Consider the following 19,710-nt stretch of genomic DNA (forward strand, 5'->3'; position numbering starts at 1 on the left):
GGCATACACTGCCCGCATGGTTGCTTCGCTGTTGAAGACAGAACTCCCCCTCGTCGCCGCGCCGATGGCGGGTGGCCCCAGCACGGTGGCCCTCGCCAAATCGGTCGCGGCGACCGGTGGTTTTCCGTACCTGGCGGGCGGCTATAAAACCCCAGATCAGCTCTTCGACGAGATCCGACAGGTGCGCGCCTTCACCGATGAATTCGGCGTCAACCTGTTTGTGCCCCGCCAGGGCGTGCTCGATTTGGATGCCTTCGACCGGTTCGCGCAGGCCCTGCAGCCGATTGCTGAGCAGTTCCAGGTAGCAATCTCCCCCGAGCCCGTGGTCCACGACCACGATCTTTGGGAAGAAAAGCTCGACCGGCTCGTGCAGGACCCGGTGCCGGTGGTTTCGTTTACGTTCTCGCTACCGGAAGCGAGCGAAGTTACCGCGCTGCGAGGTGTGGGAACACGCACTATCGCCACGGTGACCACCGTGGACGAGGCTAGGGCCGCGAGCGCCATCGGCGTGGATGGACTTGTCGTGCAGGGCCCCGCGGCGGGCGGCCACAGCGCCACCCACGACCCGACTCGGCCAATCACACCAATGGCCACTGAAGATCTGGTGCGTGCGGTGCGCGCGGCTGTGGACCTTCCCATCACCGCGGCTGGCGGAGTCGACGGACCGACAGCGGTGCGGGAGCTGCTGAGTGCCGGTGCCGAAACTGTGGCCGTCGGCACCTTGCTGCTGCGCAGCGACGAATCGGGTGCATCCGTCGCCCACAAGGATGCGCTCGCCGAACCGCGGTTCACCGAAACTTCCCTCACGCCGGTCTATACCGGTCGGCCGGCGCGGGCCTTCCACAATGAATTCATGGACCGCTTCCACCATCTCGCCCCGATCGCCTACCCCGCGGTGCACCACCTGACCCGTCCCATTCGACAGGCGGCCGCGAAAGCTCACGATTTCGACTGGTTGCACCTGTGGGCCGGCACCGGCTACCGCGAGGCCCGTACCGGCCCCGCCGCGCGCATCCTGGAGCACCTCGCGACTGAACTCTGACCGAAGCCTCGTGCTTCGCGCCCCGACAGCCGCAGCCGCGCATCCCACCCCACGCTGCCGCGCAACGTCACATCAGGACACCTTCATCTTGCGGGGTCGTAGAATTCCTGAAGGTGTCGCTGATTCGGGAGGGACGAATGACCAACGATCAGACTCCCGAAGAGCTTGGGGCAAAGACGGGGTTCATTCCCGTGTTTTCAGAGTATGTGCCCGGTTCACCCGAGGCTCGCTCGGAGCAGCTTCCGGCGCACTATACAAATGAGCCCCGGCCTCGAGATGAGGGTGACCACTGGGCAGTAGGCCCTGACGGCACGCGAATGTGGGGCAAGTTCGGCGCCGCGGGTCTGCTCACGCTCGATCGTAACCGCGGCGTGTTGATGCAGCATCGCGCGCTCTGGAGTCACTACGGAGGTACCTGGGGCATCCCCGGCGGGGCCCTCAACCGCGGCGAAAGTGCCCTCGATGCCGCGGTCCGGGAAGCCCACGAAGAGGCCCTCGTACCGCCGGATGCCTTGGAGCCGCTCTTGTCTCGGGTGGTTGACCTGGGGTTTTGGTCGTACACGACCTATGTCGTCGAGACCACTCGCCCCTTCGAAGCAGAGATTACCGATGATGAATCGGCAGGCCTTGCGTGGGTTGTACCGGGCGAGCTCCGCCGACTCAAGCTGCATCCCGGATTCGCGAAGGCCTGGCCAGTGCTCGAACCGCTGCTGTCCTTCCGTCCGGTGGTGATAATCGACGTCGCGAACCTGCTCGGGAGCAAGCCGAACGGCTGGTGGCGCAACCCCGCCGCAGCGGCCCGCAAGCTGATCCACGAGCTCGCCACGATCGCGACCGCGGGTGTCCCCGGCTCGCTCTTCGACATGGATGCGCAGACCAGCTGGCCAGCGTTGACCTGCGTGGTCGAAGGCAAGCAGCGGGATGCGGTGGTCGGATTGGGCGATCTTCCCGGCCGAGTGGATGTGCGGGCAGCGGATGCTTCGGGCGACGATGAGATTGTCGAGACAGTTCGGGCAAGTCGCCTCGCACAGCCGCTGGCCCCGGTGCTCGTGGCCACGAGTGACCGGGAATTGCGCGGCCGCGTTGAAGCGCTCGGTGCAACCACAGTCGGAGCGGCAGCATTTCTTGAGCGAGCCGGGAGCGAATCCTAACTCGGAAGTGAAAGGATGCTCTCCGTGACCTAGGAGGTCGCTTCAGAAATGCGACGTAGAGTCACTTCATGCTCAAGTCGCCGTTCGACTGAGTCCACGTCTTAACCGGGGGAAGTATGTTTCGCAATACCAGTGAGGTCGCCGCGGAAGCCTTCACCGCGGTATTTGGCGACGCTCCAGAGGGCGTGTGGTCGGTGCCGGGACGCGTGAGCCTGATGGGCGACCACACCGATCTCGAAGACGGGCTGACCTTCGGCTATGCGCATCCGGCTCGATCCGCTGCCGCGGTCTCGCGCCGCGATGACAATGTGGTGCGCGTGGTCACGGACCTCACCTCGGAACAAATTGAGATCACGCTGCCGGAGATCGCACCGCAGCAGGACCACAGTTGGCGCGACTATCCGCTGGGCACGATCTGGGCCGCAAGCAAACACATCCAAGAAAATCAAGATGTGGAAGACTTCCCCGCCGCAGCCCCCACCGGGTTGAATATTTTCATCACCACCGACCTGCCGATCGGTGGCGGGCTCGCGTCAAGCGCATCCATTTGCGGCGCCATCTCACTCGCGATTAATACACTCTGGGAGCTGCGGCTGAGCAACCAAGACCTCGCCCACTTTGGCTACCGGGTAGAAAACGAATACATCGGGGCATCAACGGGGATGTCCGATCACGTCACCGTGCTCTGCGCCGAGGCCGGGAAGGATGTGTTCTACGACTCGCGTGGCTCGGACGTCTCGCTCATCGAGGGCCCCGACCTCGCCGACGAAGGATTAGCGCAGATTCTGGTGGAGACCGGGCAGGTCCACCGCAACTGGGAGAACGTGGTCATTGACCGCCATCAAGCGTGCACTCGGGTGGCAAAGACGCTCGGCTATCAGTATCTCCGCGAGGCACAACACGAAGAGGTCGAGTCGGCGGCGCACATTGACGAAGTCGACCGCCGTCGCGCGAGCTACGTGATCAATGAGATTCAACGCGTGCTCGATCTGGTGCGACTTGTGCGCACGGAGGGCGCGAAGTCCACCGGGCACCTGTTCAACGCTTCCCAGCGCTCGCTGCGCGAGGACTTCGAGGCCACCTCGGAGCGAATCGACGTCACCACCGAGCTGGCCCTCGCCGCGGGTGCGATCGGGGCGCGGATGACCGGCTCGGGGTTCGGCGGCTCGGTGTACGTGCTGATTCCGGCTGAGCGTGAACCGCATTTCCGGCAGACGCTCGCGGCCGCCTATGCCGAATATGGCTGGGATGCGCCAAAGGTCTACGAGATCTCGTCCTCCGCAGGGCCCCGCCGCGACGCCTAGTGAAGGGCGATTTCGACGCTCACAAATAAGGCTGACCGAGGTAAATGCACCTCGGTCAGCCTTATGTTGTGAGCCGGGATATGTGCCCGGCGACGCACTGCTTTAGGCGCCGGCCTCGCGTTCGGCGGTCTCAACCACGTTTGCGAGCAGCAGCGCACGGGTCATCGGCCCCACTCCACCGGGGTTCGGCGACATGTAGCCGGCGATTTCCCAGGCAGCCGGGTCCACGTCACCGCGCACCTTCGACTTGCCGGTTTCCGGGTCCTCAACGCGTGAGACACCAACGTCGAGCACAGCCGCTCCTGGCTTGATCCACTCGGCCTTGACGAGGCCAGCAGAACCTGCCGCCGCAACCACCACATCGGCGGTCTTGATGACCTCGCCGAGGTTCTTGGTGCCCGTGTGGGTCAGTGTCACCGTGGCGTTGTACTGGCGACGAGTAAGCAGCGAACCGATCGAACGGCCCACGGTCACGCCGCGCCCCACGACCAGAACGTGCTTCCCATCGAGCGAGATCCCGTTGCGTTCGAGCAACTCGATGCAGCCGCGCGGAGTGCACGGTAGCGGCGAGGTGATCGGCTTGTTCACGTTCAACACCAGGCGACCGAGGTTGGTCGGGTGAAGACCGTCGGCGTCCTTATCCGGATCAATGCGCTCAATGACCGCATCCTGATCGAGGTGCTTCGGCAACGGCAGCTGCACAATGTAGCCGGTGCAGGCCGGGTCCGCATTGAGCTGGTCAATTGCGGCGTTCACTTCCTCCTGCGTTGCCGAGGCGGGAAGGTCCACCCGAATTGACTCGATGCCAACCTCAGCACAGTCACGGTGCTTGCCCGCGACATAGAGCTGCGAGGCCGGGTCTTCCCCAACCAGCACGGTCGCGAGCCCGGGAACCACGCCGCGAGCGCGCAGCGCCGTTACCCGTTCGCGAAGCTCTGCCTTGATCTCGGCAGCGGCTTTCTTGCCGTCGAGCCTTACCGCTTGTGCCGCGGATGCTTCGCTCATGCGTAGACCAGGCCTTCATAGAGCGGGAACTTGTCGGCGAGTGCCGCGGTGCGGGCACGCAGCGGTGCGAGGTCGGCGCCGGGCTTGAGCGTCTCCGCGATCACGTCGGCAACCTCCCGGAATTCTTCGTCGCCGAAACCGCGGGTGGCAAGCGCCGGGGTGCCGACGCGCAGGCCCGAGGTGACCATCGGCGGACGCGGGTCATCCGGCACCGAGTTGCGGTTTACCGTGATGCCGACCTCGTGCAGCAGGTCTTCGGCTTGCTGCCCGTCAATCGGCGAGTTGCGCAGGTCCACGAGCACGAGGTGCACGTCGGTGCCACCGGTGGTGAGCGCAACGCCTGCCTCGCGGACATCGTCCTGCAGCAATCGCTCCGCGATGATCTGCGCGCCGCGCTTGGTGCGAGCCTGGCGGTCCTTGAACTCGTCGGTCATGGCGAGCTTGAACGCGACGGCCTTACCCGCGATGACGTGCATGAGCGGGCCACCCTGCTGCCCCGGGAACACTGCCGAGTTGATCTTTTTCGACAGGTCGGAGTCGTTGGTCAGGATGAAGCCCGAGCGGGGGCCGCCAATGGTCTTGTGCACGGTGGAGGACACCACGTGAGCGTGCTCGATCGGGTTCGGGTGCAGGCCCGCGGCGACGAGGCCCGCGAAGTGTGCCATGTCCACCCAAAGGTAGGCGCCGACCTCGTCTGCGATCTCGCGGAAGAGCGGGAAGTCGAGTTCGCGCGGGTATGCCGACCAGCCGGCGATGATGACCTTCGGCTTGTGTTCCTGCGCGAGTCGACGGACCTCATCCATGTTGATGCGACCGGTCTCGTTGTCTACCCCGTAGGCAGCGACGTTGTAGAGGCGGCCGGAGAAGTTGATCTTCATGCCGTGGGTGAGGTGGCCACCGTGGTCGAGCGAAAGACCGAGGATGGTGTCGCCGGGCGTTGCGAGCGCGTGCAGCACGGCAGCGTTTGCGGTCGCACCCGAGTGCGGCTGCACGTTCGCAAACTTCGCGCCGAAGAGTTCCTTGGCGCGGTCGCGTGCGAGGTTTTCGGCAACGTCAACGACTTCGCAGCCGCCGTAGTAGCGACGCCCCGGGTAGCCCTCGGCGTACTTATTGGTGAGCACGCTGCCGGTGGCTTCGAGCACCGAGCGGGGAACAAAGTTCTCACTCGCGATCATCTCGAGCGTGTTGCGCTGACGGTTCAATTCATCGCCGAGCACGGCGGCGATCTCGGGGTCTACCTGCGAAAGCGGCAGATTCTGATAGTCGGACACTTGCGACTCCTTAATCGGATTCCAGTTCACGCGACCGGATGGTCAACCGGGCGGTCATGAGTGTCGGCGAGCCCAGGCGTGCGGCTCGTGATCCGTGTGCCGCTCCCCGATGGTGCCCCACCTGACGCCAGTCGCGACCACATCAGTCTAAACGCTTCACGCGCTTCGTTCTCGGACGGTTTTCAGATCGACGACCACATTGATGATCACGCCCACAATCGTGAGCGTCAGGAACGAGACCCCGAGGGCGCCCATCCCGTACTGGTCAAGCAACAGCGCACCCACGAGCGCACCGAGGCCGATACCGCCGTTGAATGCGGAGGTATAAATGGCGCTGGCGAGATCCCGGTGCTTGGAGGGCGCGATTGCCAGCAGCCGCGATTGCAGCAGGGTTGGCAAGAAGCCCATCCCAAAGCCCCATAGCCCCAGCCCGATCAGTGGAATGACCGGCACACCGGCGAAGAGTGCCAGCGATCCCCCGCCGAAGACGAAAAGGCCAAAAGCCACGTAGAAGCCCAGGCCCGCACGCCCCGTGAAGAGCGCTCCGGTGAGTCCGGTGGCGAGCGCCGAGGCGATGCCGTAGCCAAACAGCGCAATCGGCAATAGGACTTCGGCGAGCCCCACTGGGCCGAGCAGATACGGCGAAATATAAGAATAGAAGGAATAGTGCCCGGTCATTACCGTCATGACCAGGACACACAGCACGATCACCAGGCCCATCGATTTGCGCGGTCGACGCGCAATCGGGATGCTGGCGGTGATCGCTTCGACGTCGCTGAGAGCTTGCGGGGTGGGCAGTTCCACCGCGGTCGTTGCCGGTGCGGGGCGGTCACCAATCCCCTGCGGCAGCACCTTCCATAGGGCCGCGGCGACGATCAGGCAAACCACGGCGAGCACAATGAAGGTCGTCCGCCAGTCGAGCCACTGGCCAAGCGCGGTACCGAGCGGCACACCGAGGACGAACGCGAGCCCGCCGCCACCGCCAGTGATGGACACCGCCTTCGTAAGGTGCTGCGGTGCCACGAGTGAGCCGGTGTACGAGGTGACGGATGACCAAAACACGCCGTGCGCGACACCGTTGATGATTCGGCTCACGAGCACCAGCGCATAGGTGGGCGCGAGCGCGGTCATAACTGTGCTCAGCGAGAAAAAGGTCAGTACGCCCACCAGGAGGTAGCGCTTTGGGATGTTCCGCAGCAGCATTGTCAGCGGCGTCGAGGTAATCACCACGGCAAACGCAAACACCGACATGAGCAGACCAATCTGCCCGTCGTTCACTCCGAGATCCCGAGCCATGAGGTGCATCAGACCGGTCGGGAGCATCTCGATCGTGATCGACATGAAGATCGCGGTGGCCAGCGTAAACAACGGCCCCAACGGGAGCTTCGAGGTCATATCAGTCTTCACTGCTCGATCCTACTGCTCAATAGCAAAATCCGAGTCGTTCTCCCGTACTCTATCGACTGTGACCGAATCGAACTCTTCAGCATCCAACGCCGCAGAATCGTCGACCGCTCAGGCCTCGACCACGCACCGAGTACTCACCCTCGTGTGCCCCGATAAGCCCGGTATCGTCCACGCGATGACCGCGGCGATTGTTGCCTCGGCCGGAAATATTGTCGAGCTGCAGCAGTTTTCCTCGCTCGATACGGACCGATTCTTCATGCGGATCGAAGTCGACTCTCCGGTGACGCGCGGCGCACTGCTGGCCGAGGTGAACCCGGTCGCCGAACGCTTCGGCGCAAGCATCCACCTCGACGAAGTCGGTCGCCCGATCCGCACCCTCGTGCTCGGGTCGACCGCCGAGCACTGCGTCAATGACCTGCTCTTCCGCCAGCGCACCGGTCACCTGCCGATCGAGGTCACGCGCCTGATGGCGAACCACCCGAACCTAGCCAACATCGCCAATTTCTACGGCGTCCCCTTCGAGCACCTGCCGATCAAGGGCCCAGAGCAAAAAGCTGCCTTCGAAAACCGCGTGCGCGAGATCATCAAGGAAGACGGCATCGAACTCGTCGTCCTCGCCCGCTACATGCAGATTGTCTCCCCGGAACTGTGCGAAGAGCTTGAGGGAATGGCGATCAACATCCACCACTCCTTCCTGCCCGGGTTCAAGGGCGCAAACCCCTACCGCCAGGCGCACGAGCGCGGCGTGAAGGTGGTCGGTGCGACCGCGCACTTCGTCACCACCGACCTCGACGAAGGCCCCATCATCGAACAGAACGTGCGCCGCGTGGACCACACTGACACGGTCAAGCAGCTGCAGGCTATGGGCCAGGACGAGGAGTCACGCACACTCACGCAGGCCGTGAAGTGGTTTGCCGAGCACCGCATCCTGCTCGACGGTCACCGCACGATCGTGTTCCGCTAGCGCGAAGCTGGCTGACCGGAGCAAGGGCCAGTCCTCAAAAGTTAGAAGGCGGCGTATTGAAGGCTGCGCGTAATTGCGCGGCCGCTTCGATACGCCGCCTTCGGCGTCTACTCAGCGAGCAGAGTGTTATGCCTTCGGCGTCTCCTCAGCGAGCGGGACTTTAGGCCATCGCCGGGGTGTCCCACAGCGGCAGGCTGGTGCCGATGCCGCGCTCGAGGGCGTTGCGGTAGACGACGGTCCCCCAGGCCACGTCTTCGATCGGCAGTCCGCCGATTGACACGAGCACGATCTCCTCGGGGTTGCGGCGGCCCTCGGCACGTCGCTCGACCACAGGGCCGAGTTCTTCGATGTCCCAGTGGCGGATCTTGCCCTCGGCAACCAGGTCGAGAAACTTATTACCGATGATGCCCACGTGGTGGTGGGTGGGCGTTGGGAACTCCAAGCCCCAGGCCTCATAGAGGCCGTAGGAGTCAACCACCTTGCGCACGTCCTGCGCTTCTAAGCCCTCATCGATGTCAGCGGCAGCCGGCATCGTCACGAGCGCACCTGGCTCCAACCATTCGCGGCGGATGAGCGGATAGGTTTCCAGATCCCCCGCCTTGGTCGTGGCGCAGACCGTGACGACATCGCAGCCGCGCACCGCTGCCTCATCCGAGTCAACCTGGATGATCTCGCGGATCTGTGGCACATAGGTCGCAACCCAGTTCTTGAAGTCTTCAATGCCTTTCTGGCTGCGGCCACGAACCTTCACGGTGTCGAGCATCGGGCAGGCCACGGCAAGAGCCGCAAGCGAGGTGCGCCCCATCACACCCGGGCCGATCACGCCGGCGACCCGCGCATCCCCGCGGGCGAAGTGGCGCGCCGCGACTCCCGAAACCGCACCGGTGCGCATCGCCGAAAGCAGGTTCGCGGACATCATCGCGAGCGGCGCAGCCGTTTCGGTGTCATTAAGCATGAACATGAGGATCGAGCGGGGCAGCCCGCGATCGCGATTCGCGAGATTCGACCCGTACCACTTCATCCCGGTAGTGCCGAAGCTACCCCCGAGATAGGCGGGCATAGCAGTAAACCGGCGATCATCACCGTTCTTAGGCATCGTCGGAAACCGCGGCTCATCGGGGAAAATCATGCGCGCCCCGTGCGAGTCGTTATTCGGTCCGGCCATGCGGTAATCCCCCGCGGCATACAGCGCGAACGTTTCTTCCATCGCGTCTACACAGCTGGCCATATCCATTACACCGGCCTCGATCATGTCGGGCTCGGAGAGGTAGCGGAAGTCGATGCGGTTGGTCAACCAGGTCCTCAATTCATGCCAAGTGCGCACCACTTACCGCGGCACGCATCCATTACGGGCGCGGATGCGCGCCGAAGGGAATATTACGGTGAAAAATTCCCTCGCGTAAAGCAAAATTTTGGCGAACTCGAGACCAATCTCCGGTCGCGAAGAAACCCCAGGTCAGCTGGCTGTTACTGGGGCTGGAATCCGCTGGATTACGGCGTCGATAATGCGGTGCCCGGCACGGTCGCGCAGGGTCATGAGCGACTCCGGGTGGAACTGCACCGCATACCAGCGTTTTTCGGTGACTTCCACGGCCTGCGGAATGCCGTCATCGTCGCTCGCAATGATCTTCAAGCCTTCCGGCACGGTCTGCGGATCGATGTACAGCGAGTGGTAGCGCCCGGTCACGAAGCGCTTCGGCATCTCGTCGAGGAACCCTTCACGGACCACCTCAACCTCGCGCTCCTGACCGTGCAGCGGATAGTCCAGCTGCCCGAGCGAGGCGCCCATATACTCCCCGATGGCCTGTTGGCCGAGGCACACGCCAAAAACCGGCAGGCCGCGAGCATCCAGCTCGGCAAGGATTTCCCCGTCGCGGAAGTCACTGGGCGAGCCAGGCCCGGGCGACATCACCACCAGTGTCGGGTCGAGCGCGTCGAGCTGCTCGCGCACTTGCTCGATCGGCACGCCGCCCTTCGGCACGCGCACGGTGCGCACGAGCGCACCCGTCTCGCGCATATAGCCGGCAAGCATCTGCACGAAGGAGTCTTCGTGATCGAAGAACAGGATGCGGTGGTCGGCGCCAATTTTCGCCTCGGGTTCGTCCGTGGCTGCGGTTTTTTCAGCCGGTCGCGCGGCGATCGCTTCGAGGAGTGCCGAGGCTTTCATTTCGGTCTCGCGCTCTTCGTCCTCGGGAACCGAGTCGATCAGCAGGGTGCCGCCCGCACGGACCTCCGCGATGCCTTCCCGGATCATCGCGGCGCGGATCGTCAGCCCCGTGTTGACGTCACCGTTTGCGTACAGCACACCGAGGGCCCCGGCATACCAGGTGCGCGGTGAGCGCTCGTGCTCGTCGATGAAGCGCATCGCCCAAATCTTCGGGGCACCGGTGACGGTGACGGCCCACATGTGCGTGGCAAAGGCATCTAGCCCGTCGAAGTCCTCGCGCAGCGTACCTTCCACGTGGTCGACCGTGTGGATCACCTTCGAGTAGAGCTCGATCTGGCGGCGTCCGATAATGCGCACCGAACCCGGTTCGCAGACCCGCGATTTGTCATTGCGGTCCACATCGGTGCACATGGTCAGTTCCGACTTGTCCTTCTCGCTATTGAGCAGGGTGCGGATCTGGTCGGAGTCTTCGATCGCGTCAGCGCCGCGGGCAATCGTTCCCGAGATCGGCGCGGTCTCAACCCGGTCGCCCTGCACCCGCACGAACATTTCGGGGGATGCGGTGACGAGGAATTCATTCTCGCCGAGGTTCATGATCGCCCCGTAGGGCGCGGGGTTATTTGCCACGAGGTTGCGGAAGATGGCCGAAGGCGAGGTGCGCACCGGCTCACGGAATGCCTGCCCGGGCACCACCTCAAAGAGATCGCCGCGCGCGAAATAAGCCTTCGCATCCCGCACGAGCGCCGCGTACTCACCCTTTTCATGGTCGCGCGAAGCGGTGGCTTCGGCGGCCGGGCCGATAAACGGCGCGGGCACTTCCGTGCGCGGAAGGACGGCGGTGCTCTGACCGCCGTAGCTGAATTCAAACTCATAGCGGCGGGCGTCGCCGCGCTGTCGGTCCACCGCGATGATGCTGTCCGGGAGGTACATTACGAGGTCCCGCTGGGCGCCGCCGCTCGGCTCATTGAGCTGTTCAATTTGGCGCACCAGGTCATAGCCGAGGGAACCGTAGAGCCCCAAGTGGCGCGCGTCCTCCGGCAGTGCCGAGAGCACGTGCCGCAGCACCGCGAAGGAGGACCGGCGACGGGTGCGCTCTTCCTCCGGAAGAATGTCATCGCGCTGCGGGGCGATCTGGATGGTGGTTTCGCGCTCGGCCGCGGTCACGGTGAAGCCGTCGACACCTTCGAGCAGTTCCGTGAAGGCTCGCAGGGGCACGAGTCCCCGGTCATTGAGCGCGCGCATCCGCACCGTGAAACCGCGACCCTCGATGACCAGCGGCGGGTCAATGAAGCCCATGTCCCATCGCGTGTAGCGCCCCGGGTATTCGACGCCCGAGGCAAGGACGACACCCGCACGGTGATCAAGACCGGCAATGATGTCGTCGATCTCGGAGGGAACGGCAACACGATCGGAAGCAACTACGGTAAGCACTCTCGAATCCTACGCTGAGAAGCGGCTCGAAGGCGAAGCACCCCGCTTCCGGCGGGCTACAGCCCCTGTCTGCTACAGCCCCTGCGCGATGACCGCGGCCGCGTGACGCCAGGCCTCACGCGTCGCCGGCTGCAGGTTCGGGATGTTCAGCTCGCCACCACCGACAAATTCTTGGTCATAGGGCACCGAAACCACCGCACGGGTGAGCTTCTCAAAGTGGCTGTGGAGCTTGTCCGTGAGCACCGGGTCCTCCTTCGAGGAGGGCGAGGAGAGGATCGTCACCGCGTTCGCGAGCAGCTGTCCGTAGCCGCGCTCGCGCAGACCGTCGGCGAGCCACGCGGCGGATGCGGCGGTGTCCTCGCGAGCGGTCGACACGATCACGAGCTGGTCAGCCACATTGAGCGCCGCTTCCCAGTTGGATGCGCGCATATTGTTGCCGGTGTCGATCACCATGATGCGGTAGAAGCGCGAGAGCACCCGGTGGAGCCGGTGGAAGGCGTCATCATCGATGATCGCGGCCGAGGCGGCATCGTCATCGCTCGCGAGCACGTCAAACTTCGCGTCGCCCTGGTTGCGTACGAAGCGGTCGATATCCGAGATGGTCGCACCACCCGAGACTTCGAAGTGCGGCAGTTCGCGCAGCAGGTCCACCGCGGTGTTCGAGGTCACTCCGGCACGGGAGCGCCATCCGAGCGTGCCACGAGTCTCATTGTTGTCCCACGCGAGGGTGTAGCCACCGCGCATGGTGCCGAAGGCGGCCGCGATCATCAAGGTCGCGGTGGTCTTGTGCGCACCACCCTTCGGGTTCACCACCACGATCGTGCGGGTGCCGTCGAAGACCTTCTGAATCTGATCCATCTCCTCGCGCACCGTGCGCTCTTGCTTCCCCGGGCCGAGCTTAATCAGCCCGCCGGATGCTCGGCGCAACCTCGCTCGCCAGCCCTGTTCGGCAAGTTTCGCCTGGTCAGACTGCTTTGAGGAGAGGAAGTCGTCGAGGGTCGGCACCGCTTCGTGCGGTGTGGCGGTCGCGGGGCGCAGCTGTGCCCGCGGCTGCTGGCCTCCCGTAGGTGCCGCCGAGGTACGCGTTTCGGCACCGGAGAGGAGGTCCTCGTGCTCTTCCGTTGTCGCGGGTGGCTCCGGGCTGCGACGCTCACCGCGGGTGAACTGCGGCCGCCAGTCGTCCACCGGTGGCTCGCCCGCTTCGGTTGCATCCTCCGTCAGCGCGGATGCAGCGAGGCTTTTGTCAATCGGCGTGCTGGGCTTGGCTGCGGGAATTGGCGTCGGCGCGGTTTCCTGCGAGCCGGTCACCCCAGGCCCGGTCACCCCCGGCCCGGTAACCCCCGAGGCTTCGGCAGGCGCATCCTGCAGATCGTCGAAGTCGTGGTCGAGGCCTTCCTCGTGAATCTCTTCTTCGAGTTCCTCGTCTTCGCCCAAATCAGCTGAGCCCAGGTCCGCGCCGCTCACGTCCGCAGTATCAGCCGCGGCATCCGAAGCGAGTAGTCCGTTGGCGACAATCGGCTCATCCCCCACATCGGGGAAGCGCTCGTCACGGTCCTCCACCTCGAAGTGCTTTGCGAGCATCCCCTCGCGCGGCAGCTGAATCGTCTCGTGCAGGGAGTCAGCGGTCGTCTTCTCGTCACTCTCATCGTGACCGAACAGCTCCGCGTAGCCGCCGTCGGCTGCCTTTGTGTCTGCTTGCGGAGTGAGTTCGGTGTCGCCCGGGCCGAGCGGTAGCACATCGCCAACCTGTTCAAGGTTGCCGTTCGGGAAACACACCAGCGAGTAAATGCCGTCCACGTCGATGGTTTCGAGGTCAACCTCGCTCCCCTCGTCCACCGCGATCGCGATCGCGCGCTCCATCAACTGTCCGCGCAATTCGTCGGCATTGCTGGCGTTCATTCGGATGACGCGGTTCCCGTCACGTAGCTCACCGTGACCGTCGACTCGAACCAGTGCCACGAGTGAGCGACCGGTCTGCGACATTTCTTGCGTCATTACTTGTCCTCCATGTGCGTGGACACGCTAAGACACGTTCGGTCCACCAAAAATTCTGCTTCGCTGATTCTAGAGCGGTGCTGTTGATTTGCCGTCGCACCCCGCTGAAATTTGCGTCGGAGTGCCGGAATGAATCGCCATCAGCCTAATTTCCGCATGTTGGGGGTACCCTGCATGACATGACTTCGTTGCGCCTTGCCCCGCTTACCGCTGACAACATCGTGGCCGCGAACGCTCTCTCGCTGAAGCCCGGCCAGGAAGCTTTCGTAGCCCCGGTCTCGCATTCGATCGCTGAGGCCTATGTAAATCAAGACACCATGTGGCCCCGCGTTGTCGTCAGTGGTGACGATGTCGTGGCTTTCATCATGGCTACCTTCAATCACGAATCGGACGACCCGCTGTACCGGGCGACGATTCTTCGCCTGAATGTGGATGCCGACCATCAGCGGCAGGGCATCGGTGCCTTCGCGGTGGATGCGGTGCTCACCGAAGCGCTGGAGCGCGGCTTCAATGCCGTGGTTGCGGTGTGGGAAGAGGGCGAGCTCGGTCCGGGTCGCTTCTTCCAGGCCATGGGCTTCAAGATCGTCGGTGAGACCCCGTACGGTGAGGTGATCGGCGAACGCGCGCTCAAGGCGTAGTCGTTCCAATAGCAAGAGGCGAGACCCGATGATTCGGGTCTCGCCTCTTGCTATATCTGCTTCGAACGCTCGCTAGTCGCGGGAGCGCAGCGACATCCGCGGAAGCGTGCCGCCGGCGGCTTCGAAGGCGCTGATGTCGAGCACCTGCGTCTGGTAGCCGAGCGAAGTCACGAGCTTCACCGTCGCGGGGGCTGAGGCGGGTACGGCCACCGTGTGCTCATCCAGTACGAGGACCGCAGCTCCCCGGGGCTCCTCCACGGCGATCTGCTCGCCCAGGACTTCCGGGTGCTCGATCGCGGGCTGCCACACAAGCTTGGTGCCGTCGGGAAGTATCGACAGCGCATCCGAGAGCGCAAATTTGCCGGCCACGGGCACGGCGACCACGCGGTAGCCACGGTCAGTGACCACCTTGCGCAGACCCCGCAGGGCGGATGCGTTCGTGTTCCCACCGACACCGACGTAGAGCACGCCCTCGGCTTCGACAACATCGGCCGGGTCAAAGATCGCCGGAGCTTCAAGGTCATCAAATACTGCGCCGGCGTTGTCGAGCGTTTCGCGCACCGTGGGAAGTTCCCCGCGTCGTTCATCCCCCTTGGGTTTTGCGAACACGACCTGCTCTCCGAGCACGAGGGCCGTGTCACCGACGAACACCGCGCGCTGTTCACCCGGTTCTTCCGGGATCGCCTGGGTGCCCCAGCCGTGTTCCTCGAAGGCGGTGACCATGGCTTCCCACTGCTCATTGGCCTGTTCAATTGCAGCTTCATCCTTGCCCTCAAGCATCGCTTCCGAGGGAATCCGCACAAAGGCCGAACCGCTATCCGTGATCGATGAGGGTGCGGCTGGGGCTGCGACGTAGCGCGCGGCGGCGCCGGGGACCGGCTCGCCGCTCGCCGCGCGATAAACGGGCGGGCACAGGAGTGCTGCGGCGACGATTCCCATCACCGTGAACGGGAAGTTCAGCCCCACGAATTCACCGAAGATCGCGTTCCAGGCTTCACCGTTGAGTTCGAGGCCGTTCGAGACAATCTGGATGATGTATGCGGCGGTGCCGCCCAGCAGCACCGCGAGCAGGCCCGCGAGTGCCGAGGTCCACCAACTGCGAAATACGCCAATAAAGCCGAGCGCAATCAGCACGATCAGGTAGATCCCCACCGCGGGCGCGGCGAGCCCAAAGGCGCTCGAGAAGGTCTCCCACGGCGAGAGCACGAAGGTGAGGTCGCGCTCATTCGTGGAAAACAGCGTGCCCAGCAGGGTGATCGCCGAAGCGGCGAGCGAAGCGCTGAGAATCGCGTTGAAGCGGAATCCAGTGGGGGCCTGAGCGGGGTATGTCACGTTGTCCTTTATAGCCTGGATGGAGGTGCCTGGATGGAGGTTCCCGGAGGGCTGCGGGGCCTAGTGGAAGAAGTGGCGTTCGCCGGTGAAGTACATGGTCACGCCGGCCTTTTCGGCAGCGGCCTTGACCTCATCATCCCGGATGGAACCACCGGGTTGCACGATCGCGCGAACCTTCGCGGCGGTGAGCACCTCGAGGCCATCGGCAAACGGGAAGAAGGCGTCGGATGCGGCGACCGAACCGGCGGCACGTTCACCGGCACGGTTCACGGCGAGGTGGCAGGAGTCCACGCGGTTGACCTGCCCCATGCCAACGCCGACCGAAGCGCCGTCGTGTGCGAGCAGGATCGCGTTGGATTTCACTGCCCGACCGGCGGTCCACGCAAATTCGAGGTCGCGCAGGGTCTGCTCATCGGCAGCCTCACCGGTAACGAGTTCCCAGTTGTCGCTGAGGCGACCTTCGCGGGGGAAGGTGTCCGGGGTCTGTGCGAGGAAGCCGCCGGAGATCTGTCGCAGTTCGATGTCTTCGCGGGCGAAGTCGGTCGGTACCGCAAGCAGACGAATGTTCTTCTTCTGCGTCAGCAGCGCCACGGCGTCTTCGGTGTAGCCGGGGGCAACCACGACCTCGGTGAAGATTTCGCTGAGGGTCTGGGCCATTTCGAGCGAGACTTCGCGGTTCGCGGCGACCACGCCACCGAAGGCCGACAGCGGATCGCAGGCGTGTGCCCGACGGTGTGCCTCGGCGATGGCGGCAGCCTCGTCGAGCCCTTCCGGCGCGATTGCGATACCGCAGGGGTTCGCGTGCTTGATGATCGCCACTGCGGGAGCGACGAAATCGTAGGCCGCGCGCAGTGCTGCGTCAGCATCCACGTAGTTGTTGTACGACATTTCCTTGCCGTGCAGCTGCTGTGCCTGCGCAATACCCCGACCGGTGTCATTGCGGTAGAGCGCCGCCTGCTGGTGCGAGTTCTCGCCGTAGCGCAGGGTCGCTTCGCGCTTGACCTCAACCGCGAGGGATGCGGGGAAGGTCAGCTCGGCAGCGTCCACCGCGGCATCGTCCTGCGCGGCCAGCTGCTGCGCGAACCAAGCCGAAACATTGGCGTCGTATTCGGCGGTGTGCGCGAAGGCAGCCCCTGCGAGCTGACGGCGCTGCGCGAAGGTGGTGCCACCGTTGGCGGCAGCATCGATGATTTCCGCATAGCGTTCTGGCGACACCACGATCGCCACATTCGCGTGGTTCTTTGCCGAGGCACGCACCATAGCGGGGCCACCAATGTCGATCTGCTCAACGACATCTTCTGGCGCCGCACCCGAGGCCACGGTCTGCGCAAACGGATAGAGGTTGACGACCACGAGGTCGAAGGGCTTGATCTCAAGTTCCTGCAGCTGCTGCTCGTGGCTTTCCAAACGCAGGTCGGCAAGGAGGCCCCCGTGCACGTTTGGGTGCAGCGTCTTGACGCGACCGTCGAGAATCTCGGGGAATCCGGTGACTTCCGAGGCTTCGATCACGGCGACACCCGCATCCCGAATCTTCTGCGCGGTCGAGCCGGTCGAGACAATTTCAACCCCGGCCTCGCCGAGCGCCTTCGCGAGCTCTTCCAGACCGGTCTTGTCCGAGACCGAAATCAGCGCGCGGCTGATCTTGACCTGGTCACGTTCGCGACGGTGTTCGGTGATTTTCGGTGCGCTCATGCGGCGATCTCCTTGAGGTTGATGGTGCCCAATGCCAGGTTGCGCACCGTTTCTGTCAGTAGTTCACGTTCGACGATCTTGATGCGCTCGTGGAGCGAATCCTGATTGTCATCGGGGTGGATGGGGATGCGACGCTGATCGATGATCGGACCGGTATCTACACCGTTGTCGACGATCATGATTGTCGCGCCGGTTTCGCTCGCGCCCGCGGCAAGCGCGTCACGCACGGCGTGGGCGCCCGGGAATTCCGGCAGATAGGCCGGATGCGTGTTCAACAGGTGCGGGGAAAGCGCCTCGACCACGCGCGGCGGCACGAGTCGCATGAAGCCGCTGAGGATGGTCGCATCCGGCTGCCAGCGCTGGATTTCTGCGAGCAGCGCATCGCCCCAGGCGGCGCGATCGGGAAAGTCACTCGGCTGCACCAGGAAGGTCGGGATGCCCCGCTCGGTGGTGAGCGCCAAATTGGCTTTCGGGGTGTCGGCGCCGATGGCGACGACTTCGGCATCGATTGGCTGATCACTGTCGCGACTGGCTTCGATGGCGTCGAGTAATGCGCGGAGGTTCGACCCCGTGCCAGAAATGAGTACGACGAGCTTGAGCACTAACCGATCTTAGCGCGTCCCAAATGTTCAGCGCTGATCCTCATCCAGGTCGATGTCAGCGTAGATATCCGGCTCATCCGGTCGCTGCACGGCATCGCGGAGTTCCAGGCGCGCTCGGGGGCGCGCGTAGGGACTGGGTTTGGCGGGCCAGCCTGCGGTGTGGTCGGACTCTGCGTCGCTCTCCCCCGAAGCTTCGCCTCGATGTTCACGGTCGTCCCGGGACTCGTTCGTGCCCACGCCCGCGCTTTCGTCAAAGTCTTCAGCCGAGTCTTCGTCACGGTCGCGGTCTTGATCGTCATCCTCAGTGTCATCGCGAGGTTCGCCGAGGACTCGACCGAGAATATTGCGGAAGGGAATGAGGTGGGGCCGCGTGCGCGGGTTCGCGCCATCAAGGTCATCATCCTGCTCGTCCGTGCCTCGAGCATCCTCCCCGTGAGCGCTCTCCCCCGGTCGCCCCGCTCGCCCTGCTGCATCCGCTCGTTCCGCTGCCTCGGCCGACTGCGCTGCCGGAGCCGCCTCCGATTCGCTTGCTTCGAGGGGCAAGAAGGCACCGATTGCTCCACCGACGAGGAAGATCCCGAAGGCGGCGAGCAGCATCCACCACGGCTGCGGACCAAATTCCAGCAGCCGCCCGGGGCCGATTGCGCCACGTGCCAGCTGTGCGAAGATCGCCAGCGCGAGAGCCGCGAGCAGCGCGCCAGCCGCCGGGGGCAGCAGTCGTTCCCACCACACCCGCCCATCGATGCCGGGGTTTCGCGAGCGCGAGATCAACGCGATCACCGACGCGAGCGTGACCGGGAGCGCAAGCGCCGCCCACAGATACGGCGAAGATTCCTCCGGCAGGAGCCCCAGCAGCGGCACAATCGGCAGCGGTCCCGCATCCGTCCCGCCAAGCGTCGCGAGTGAGCCTTCCCCGAGCTGGATGCCGGGGCCCATTAGCCAGGCCGTGGCCCAGACGATCAGCGTGGGTAGGTACGCGAGTTGCAACAGCCCCATGCCGATGACACCCGCAAAGTCGAGTTGCAGCGACTCCATGAGCCCGATGACGCGTCCCATGCTGGTCACGAGCCCGATGAGCAAGAACGCCGTTGCCAGCCCGAAGACACCAACCACGAGACCAACCGCGATGCGCACGGCGCGGGCTGCGAGATCGGCAATGTCATCGATCCGCTCGCCAACCCAGCGGGACCAGGGCAGGTACTCCCACACCCGCGTGCCGATGAGCAACATCACAGCCCAGGTAACGGTGCCGACCGTCACGGCGCCCTGGACATCAATGCGGATCACGTCCGTACCCGCGAAATTTGTCGAAAGCCATGCGGCCAGCACGAAGGCGACAGTGCTTCCCGCGAGTCCCGTCCACGGTTCATCCTCGTGGCTGAGCCGGTCCCCCGTCCGCCAAGCCATCCAGGCGATGAATGCGGTGAACACCAGCGGCGCAATCGAGACCACGAAGGTGAACGGCTCTGCGATACCGAGTCCCGGATAGGTTTGCGGGTCGATCGTGAACCCGACTGCGCCGCCGAGACCCAGCGCCCACACCGCGGCCGCAATCGTTAGCGGCACCTCAAAGGCCGTCGACTGGAATCCACCCGTGATGAGCCAGCTCGCGATGGTCACTGCGAGCGGGACGGCGAAGCCGATTGCGACGGTAAGCGCCGCGTCAGCGATGGCGGCGATAAGAGACGATATGCGGGTCATGCTTTGCA

General features: G+C 64.2%; 15 protein-coding genes and 1 riboswitch. Of the genes, 5 read left to right on the forward strand and 10 right to left on the reverse strand.

Annotated features, from left to right (window positions below; genetic code table 11):
* The first annotated feature begins 16 nt into the window (after window positions 1-16).
* From F8O05_RS11770 to F8O05_RS11780, 3 genes are all read left to right on the forward strand, one after another.
* Entirely contained in the window at window positions 17-1,042 is a 1,026-nt protein-coding gene (locus tag F8O05_RS11770) for a nitronate monooxygenase (protein ID WP_158052948.1), read from the forward strand.
* Between the two features lie 137 nt (window positions 1,043-1,179).
* Window positions 1,180-2,193, forward strand: a complete 1,014-nt coding sequence (locus F8O05_RS11775) for an NUDIX domain-containing protein (RefSeq protein WP_158052949.1) — start codon at window positions 1,180-1,182, stop codon at window positions 2,191-2,193.
* Between the two features lie 116 nt (window positions 2,194-2,309).
* Window positions 2,310-3,497: a galactokinase gene (locus F8O05_RS11780; protein ID WP_158052950.1), complete on the forward strand. Its 1,188-nt coding sequence runs from the start codon at window positions 2,310-2,312 to the stop codon at window positions 3,495-3,497.
* A 102-nt stretch (window positions 3,498-3,599) separates the two neighbouring features.
* On the opposite strand, the gene F8O05_RS11785 is transcribed toward F8O05_RS11780, so the two are convergent.
* The 3 genes from F8O05_RS11785 to F8O05_RS11795 all read right to left on the reverse strand — a co-directional run bounded on the left by F8O05_RS11785 (window position 3,600) and on the right by F8O05_RS11795 (window position 7,180).
* Entirely contained in the window at window positions 3,600-4,502 is a 903-nt protein-coding gene (locus F8O05_RS11785) for a bifunctional methylenetetrahydrofolate dehydrogenase/methenyltetrahydrofolate cyclohydrolase (RefSeq protein WP_158052951.1), read from the reverse strand.
* Window positions 4,499-5,773 carry a serine hydroxymethyltransferase gene (glyA, locus tag F8O05_RS11790; protein ID WP_158052952.1) on the reverse strand — a complete coding sequence of 425 codons (1,275 nt, stop codon included), beginning with the start codon at window positions 5,771-5,773 and terminating at the stop codon, window positions 4,499-4,501. Before glyA ends, F8O05_RS11785 begins: the two co-directional genes overlap by 4 nt.
* A 63-nt stretch (window positions 5,774-5,836) precedes the next feature.
* Window positions 5,837-5,918: riboswitch (ZMP/ZTP riboswitch) on the reverse strand.
* An 11-nt stretch (window positions 5,919-5,929) separates the two neighbouring features.
* Window positions 5,930-7,180, reverse strand: a complete 1,251-nt coding sequence (locus F8O05_RS11795) for an MFS transporter (protein WP_225735885.1) — start codon at window positions 7,178-7,180, stop codon at window positions 5,930-5,932.
* A 58-nt stretch (window positions 7,181-7,238) separates the two neighbouring features.
* Here F8O05_RS11795 and purU point away from each other — a divergent pair, with 58 nt between their 5' ends.
* On the forward strand, window positions 7,239-8,144 hold the full coding sequence (gene purU / locus F8O05_RS11800) for a formyltetrahydrofolate deformylase (RefSeq protein WP_225735886.1): 906 nt from the start codon (window positions 7,239-7,241) through the stop codon (window positions 8,142-8,144).
* A gap of 160 nt (window positions 8,145-8,304) precedes the next feature.
* Here purU and F8O05_RS11805 read toward each other — a convergent pair whose 3' ends face one another.
* The 3 genes from F8O05_RS11805 to F8O05_RS11815 form a co-directional block, all read right to left on the reverse strand.
* Entirely contained in the window at window positions 8,305-9,438 is a 1,134-nt protein-coding gene (locus F8O05_RS11805; protein WP_158052954.1) for a tyramine oxidase subunit B, read from the reverse strand.
* Between the two features lie 162 nt (window positions 9,439-9,600).
* Window positions 9,601-11,742 (reverse strand): anthranilate synthase component I, encoded by a 2,142-nt coding sequence (locus tag F8O05_RS11810; protein ID WP_158052955.1) that lies wholly within the window; start codon window positions 11,740-11,742, stop codon window positions 9,601-9,603.
* Between the two features lie 72 nt (window positions 11,743-11,814).
* Entirely contained in the window at window positions 11,815-13,737 is a 1,923-nt protein-coding gene (locus F8O05_RS11815) for a MinD/ParA family ATP-binding protein (protein ID WP_158052956.1), read from the reverse strand.
* 179 nt (window positions 13,738-13,916) lie between these two features.
* On the opposite strand from F8O05_RS11815, the gene F8O05_RS11820 reads away from it, so the two are divergent.
* Complete coding sequence (locus tag F8O05_RS11820) at window positions 13,917-14,375, forward strand: GNAT family N-acetyltransferase (RefSeq protein WP_158052957.1); 459 nt, start codon at window positions 13,917-13,919, stop codon at window positions 14,373-14,375.
* Between the two features lie 72 nt (window positions 14,376-14,447).
* On the opposite strand, the gene F8O05_RS11825 is transcribed toward F8O05_RS11820, so the two are convergent.
* Genes F8O05_RS11825 through F8O05_RS11840 form a run of 4 tightly spaced genes read right to left on the reverse strand, consistent with a single transcriptional unit; the run spans window position 14,448 to window position 19,702 of the window.
* Window positions 14,448-15,707 carry a hypothetical protein gene (locus F8O05_RS11825; RefSeq protein WP_158052958.1) on the reverse strand — a complete coding sequence of 420 codons (1,260 nt, stop codon included), beginning with the start codon at window positions 15,705-15,707 and terminating at the stop codon, window positions 14,448-14,450.
* Window positions 15,708-15,767: 60 nt separating this feature from the next.
* Window positions 15,768-17,399 (reverse strand): bifunctional phosphoribosylaminoimidazolecarboxamide formyltransferase/IMP cyclohydrolase, encoded by a 1,632-nt coding sequence (purH, locus tag F8O05_RS11830; protein ID WP_158052959.1) that lies wholly within the window; start codon window positions 17,397-17,399, stop codon window positions 15,768-15,770.
* Window positions 17,396-18,001 (reverse strand): phosphoribosylglycinamide formyltransferase, encoded by a 606-nt coding sequence (gene purN, locus F8O05_RS11835; RefSeq protein ID WP_158052960.1) that lies wholly within the window; start codon window positions 17,999-18,001, stop codon window positions 17,396-17,398. Before purN ends, purH begins: the two co-directional genes overlap by 4 nt.
* Before the next feature lie 27 nt (window positions 18,002-18,028).
* Window positions 18,029-19,702, reverse strand: coding sequence for a cell division protein PerM (locus F8O05_RS11840; RefSeq protein WP_158052961.1), 1,674 nt, complete (start codon window positions 19,700-19,702; stop codon window positions 18,029-18,031).
* Window positions 19,703-19,710: the final 8 nt, after the last annotated feature.

The sequence above is a fragment of the Gulosibacter chungangensis genome (genome assembly GCF_008831155.1).
In the GTDB taxonomy this organism is placed as follows: domain Bacteria; phylum Actinomycetota; class Actinomycetes; order Actinomycetales; family Microbacteriaceae; genus Gulosibacter; species Gulosibacter chungangensis.

Bases quoted from the DNA above. Each gene is read 5' to 3' on its own strand.
- F8O05_RS11840 (WP_158052961.1), bottom strand. From the start codon at position 19,702: ATGACCCGCATATCGTCTCTTATCGCCGCCATCGCTGACGCGGCGCTT.
- F8O05_RS11770 (WP_158052948.1), top strand. From the start codon at position 17: ATGGTTGCTTCGCTGTTGAAGACAGAACTCCCCCTCGTCGCCGCGCCG.
- F8O05_RS11820 (WP_158052957.1), top strand. From the start codon at position 13,917: ATGACTTCGTTGCGCCTTGCCCCGCTTACCGCTGACAACATCGTGGCC.
- F8O05_RS11780 (WP_158052950.1), top strand. From the start codon at position 2,310: ATGTTTCGCAATACCAGTGAGGTCGCCGCGGAAGCCTTCACCGCGGTA.
- purH (WP_158052959.1), bottom strand. From the start codon at position 17,399: ATGAGCGCACCGAAAATCACCGAACACCGTCGCGAACGTGACCAGGTC.
- F8O05_RS11785 (WP_158052951.1), bottom strand. From the start codon at position 4,502: ATGAGCGAAGCATCCGCGGCACAAGCGGTAAGGCTCGACGGCAAGAAA.
- F8O05_RS11815 (WP_158052956.1), bottom strand. From the start codon at position 13,737: ATGACGCAAGAAATGTCGCAGACCGGTCGCTCACTCGTGGCACTGGTT.
- F8O05_RS11775 (WP_158052949.1), top strand. From the start codon at position 1,180: ATGACCAACGATCAGACTCCCGAAGAGCTTGGGGCAAAGACGGGGTTC.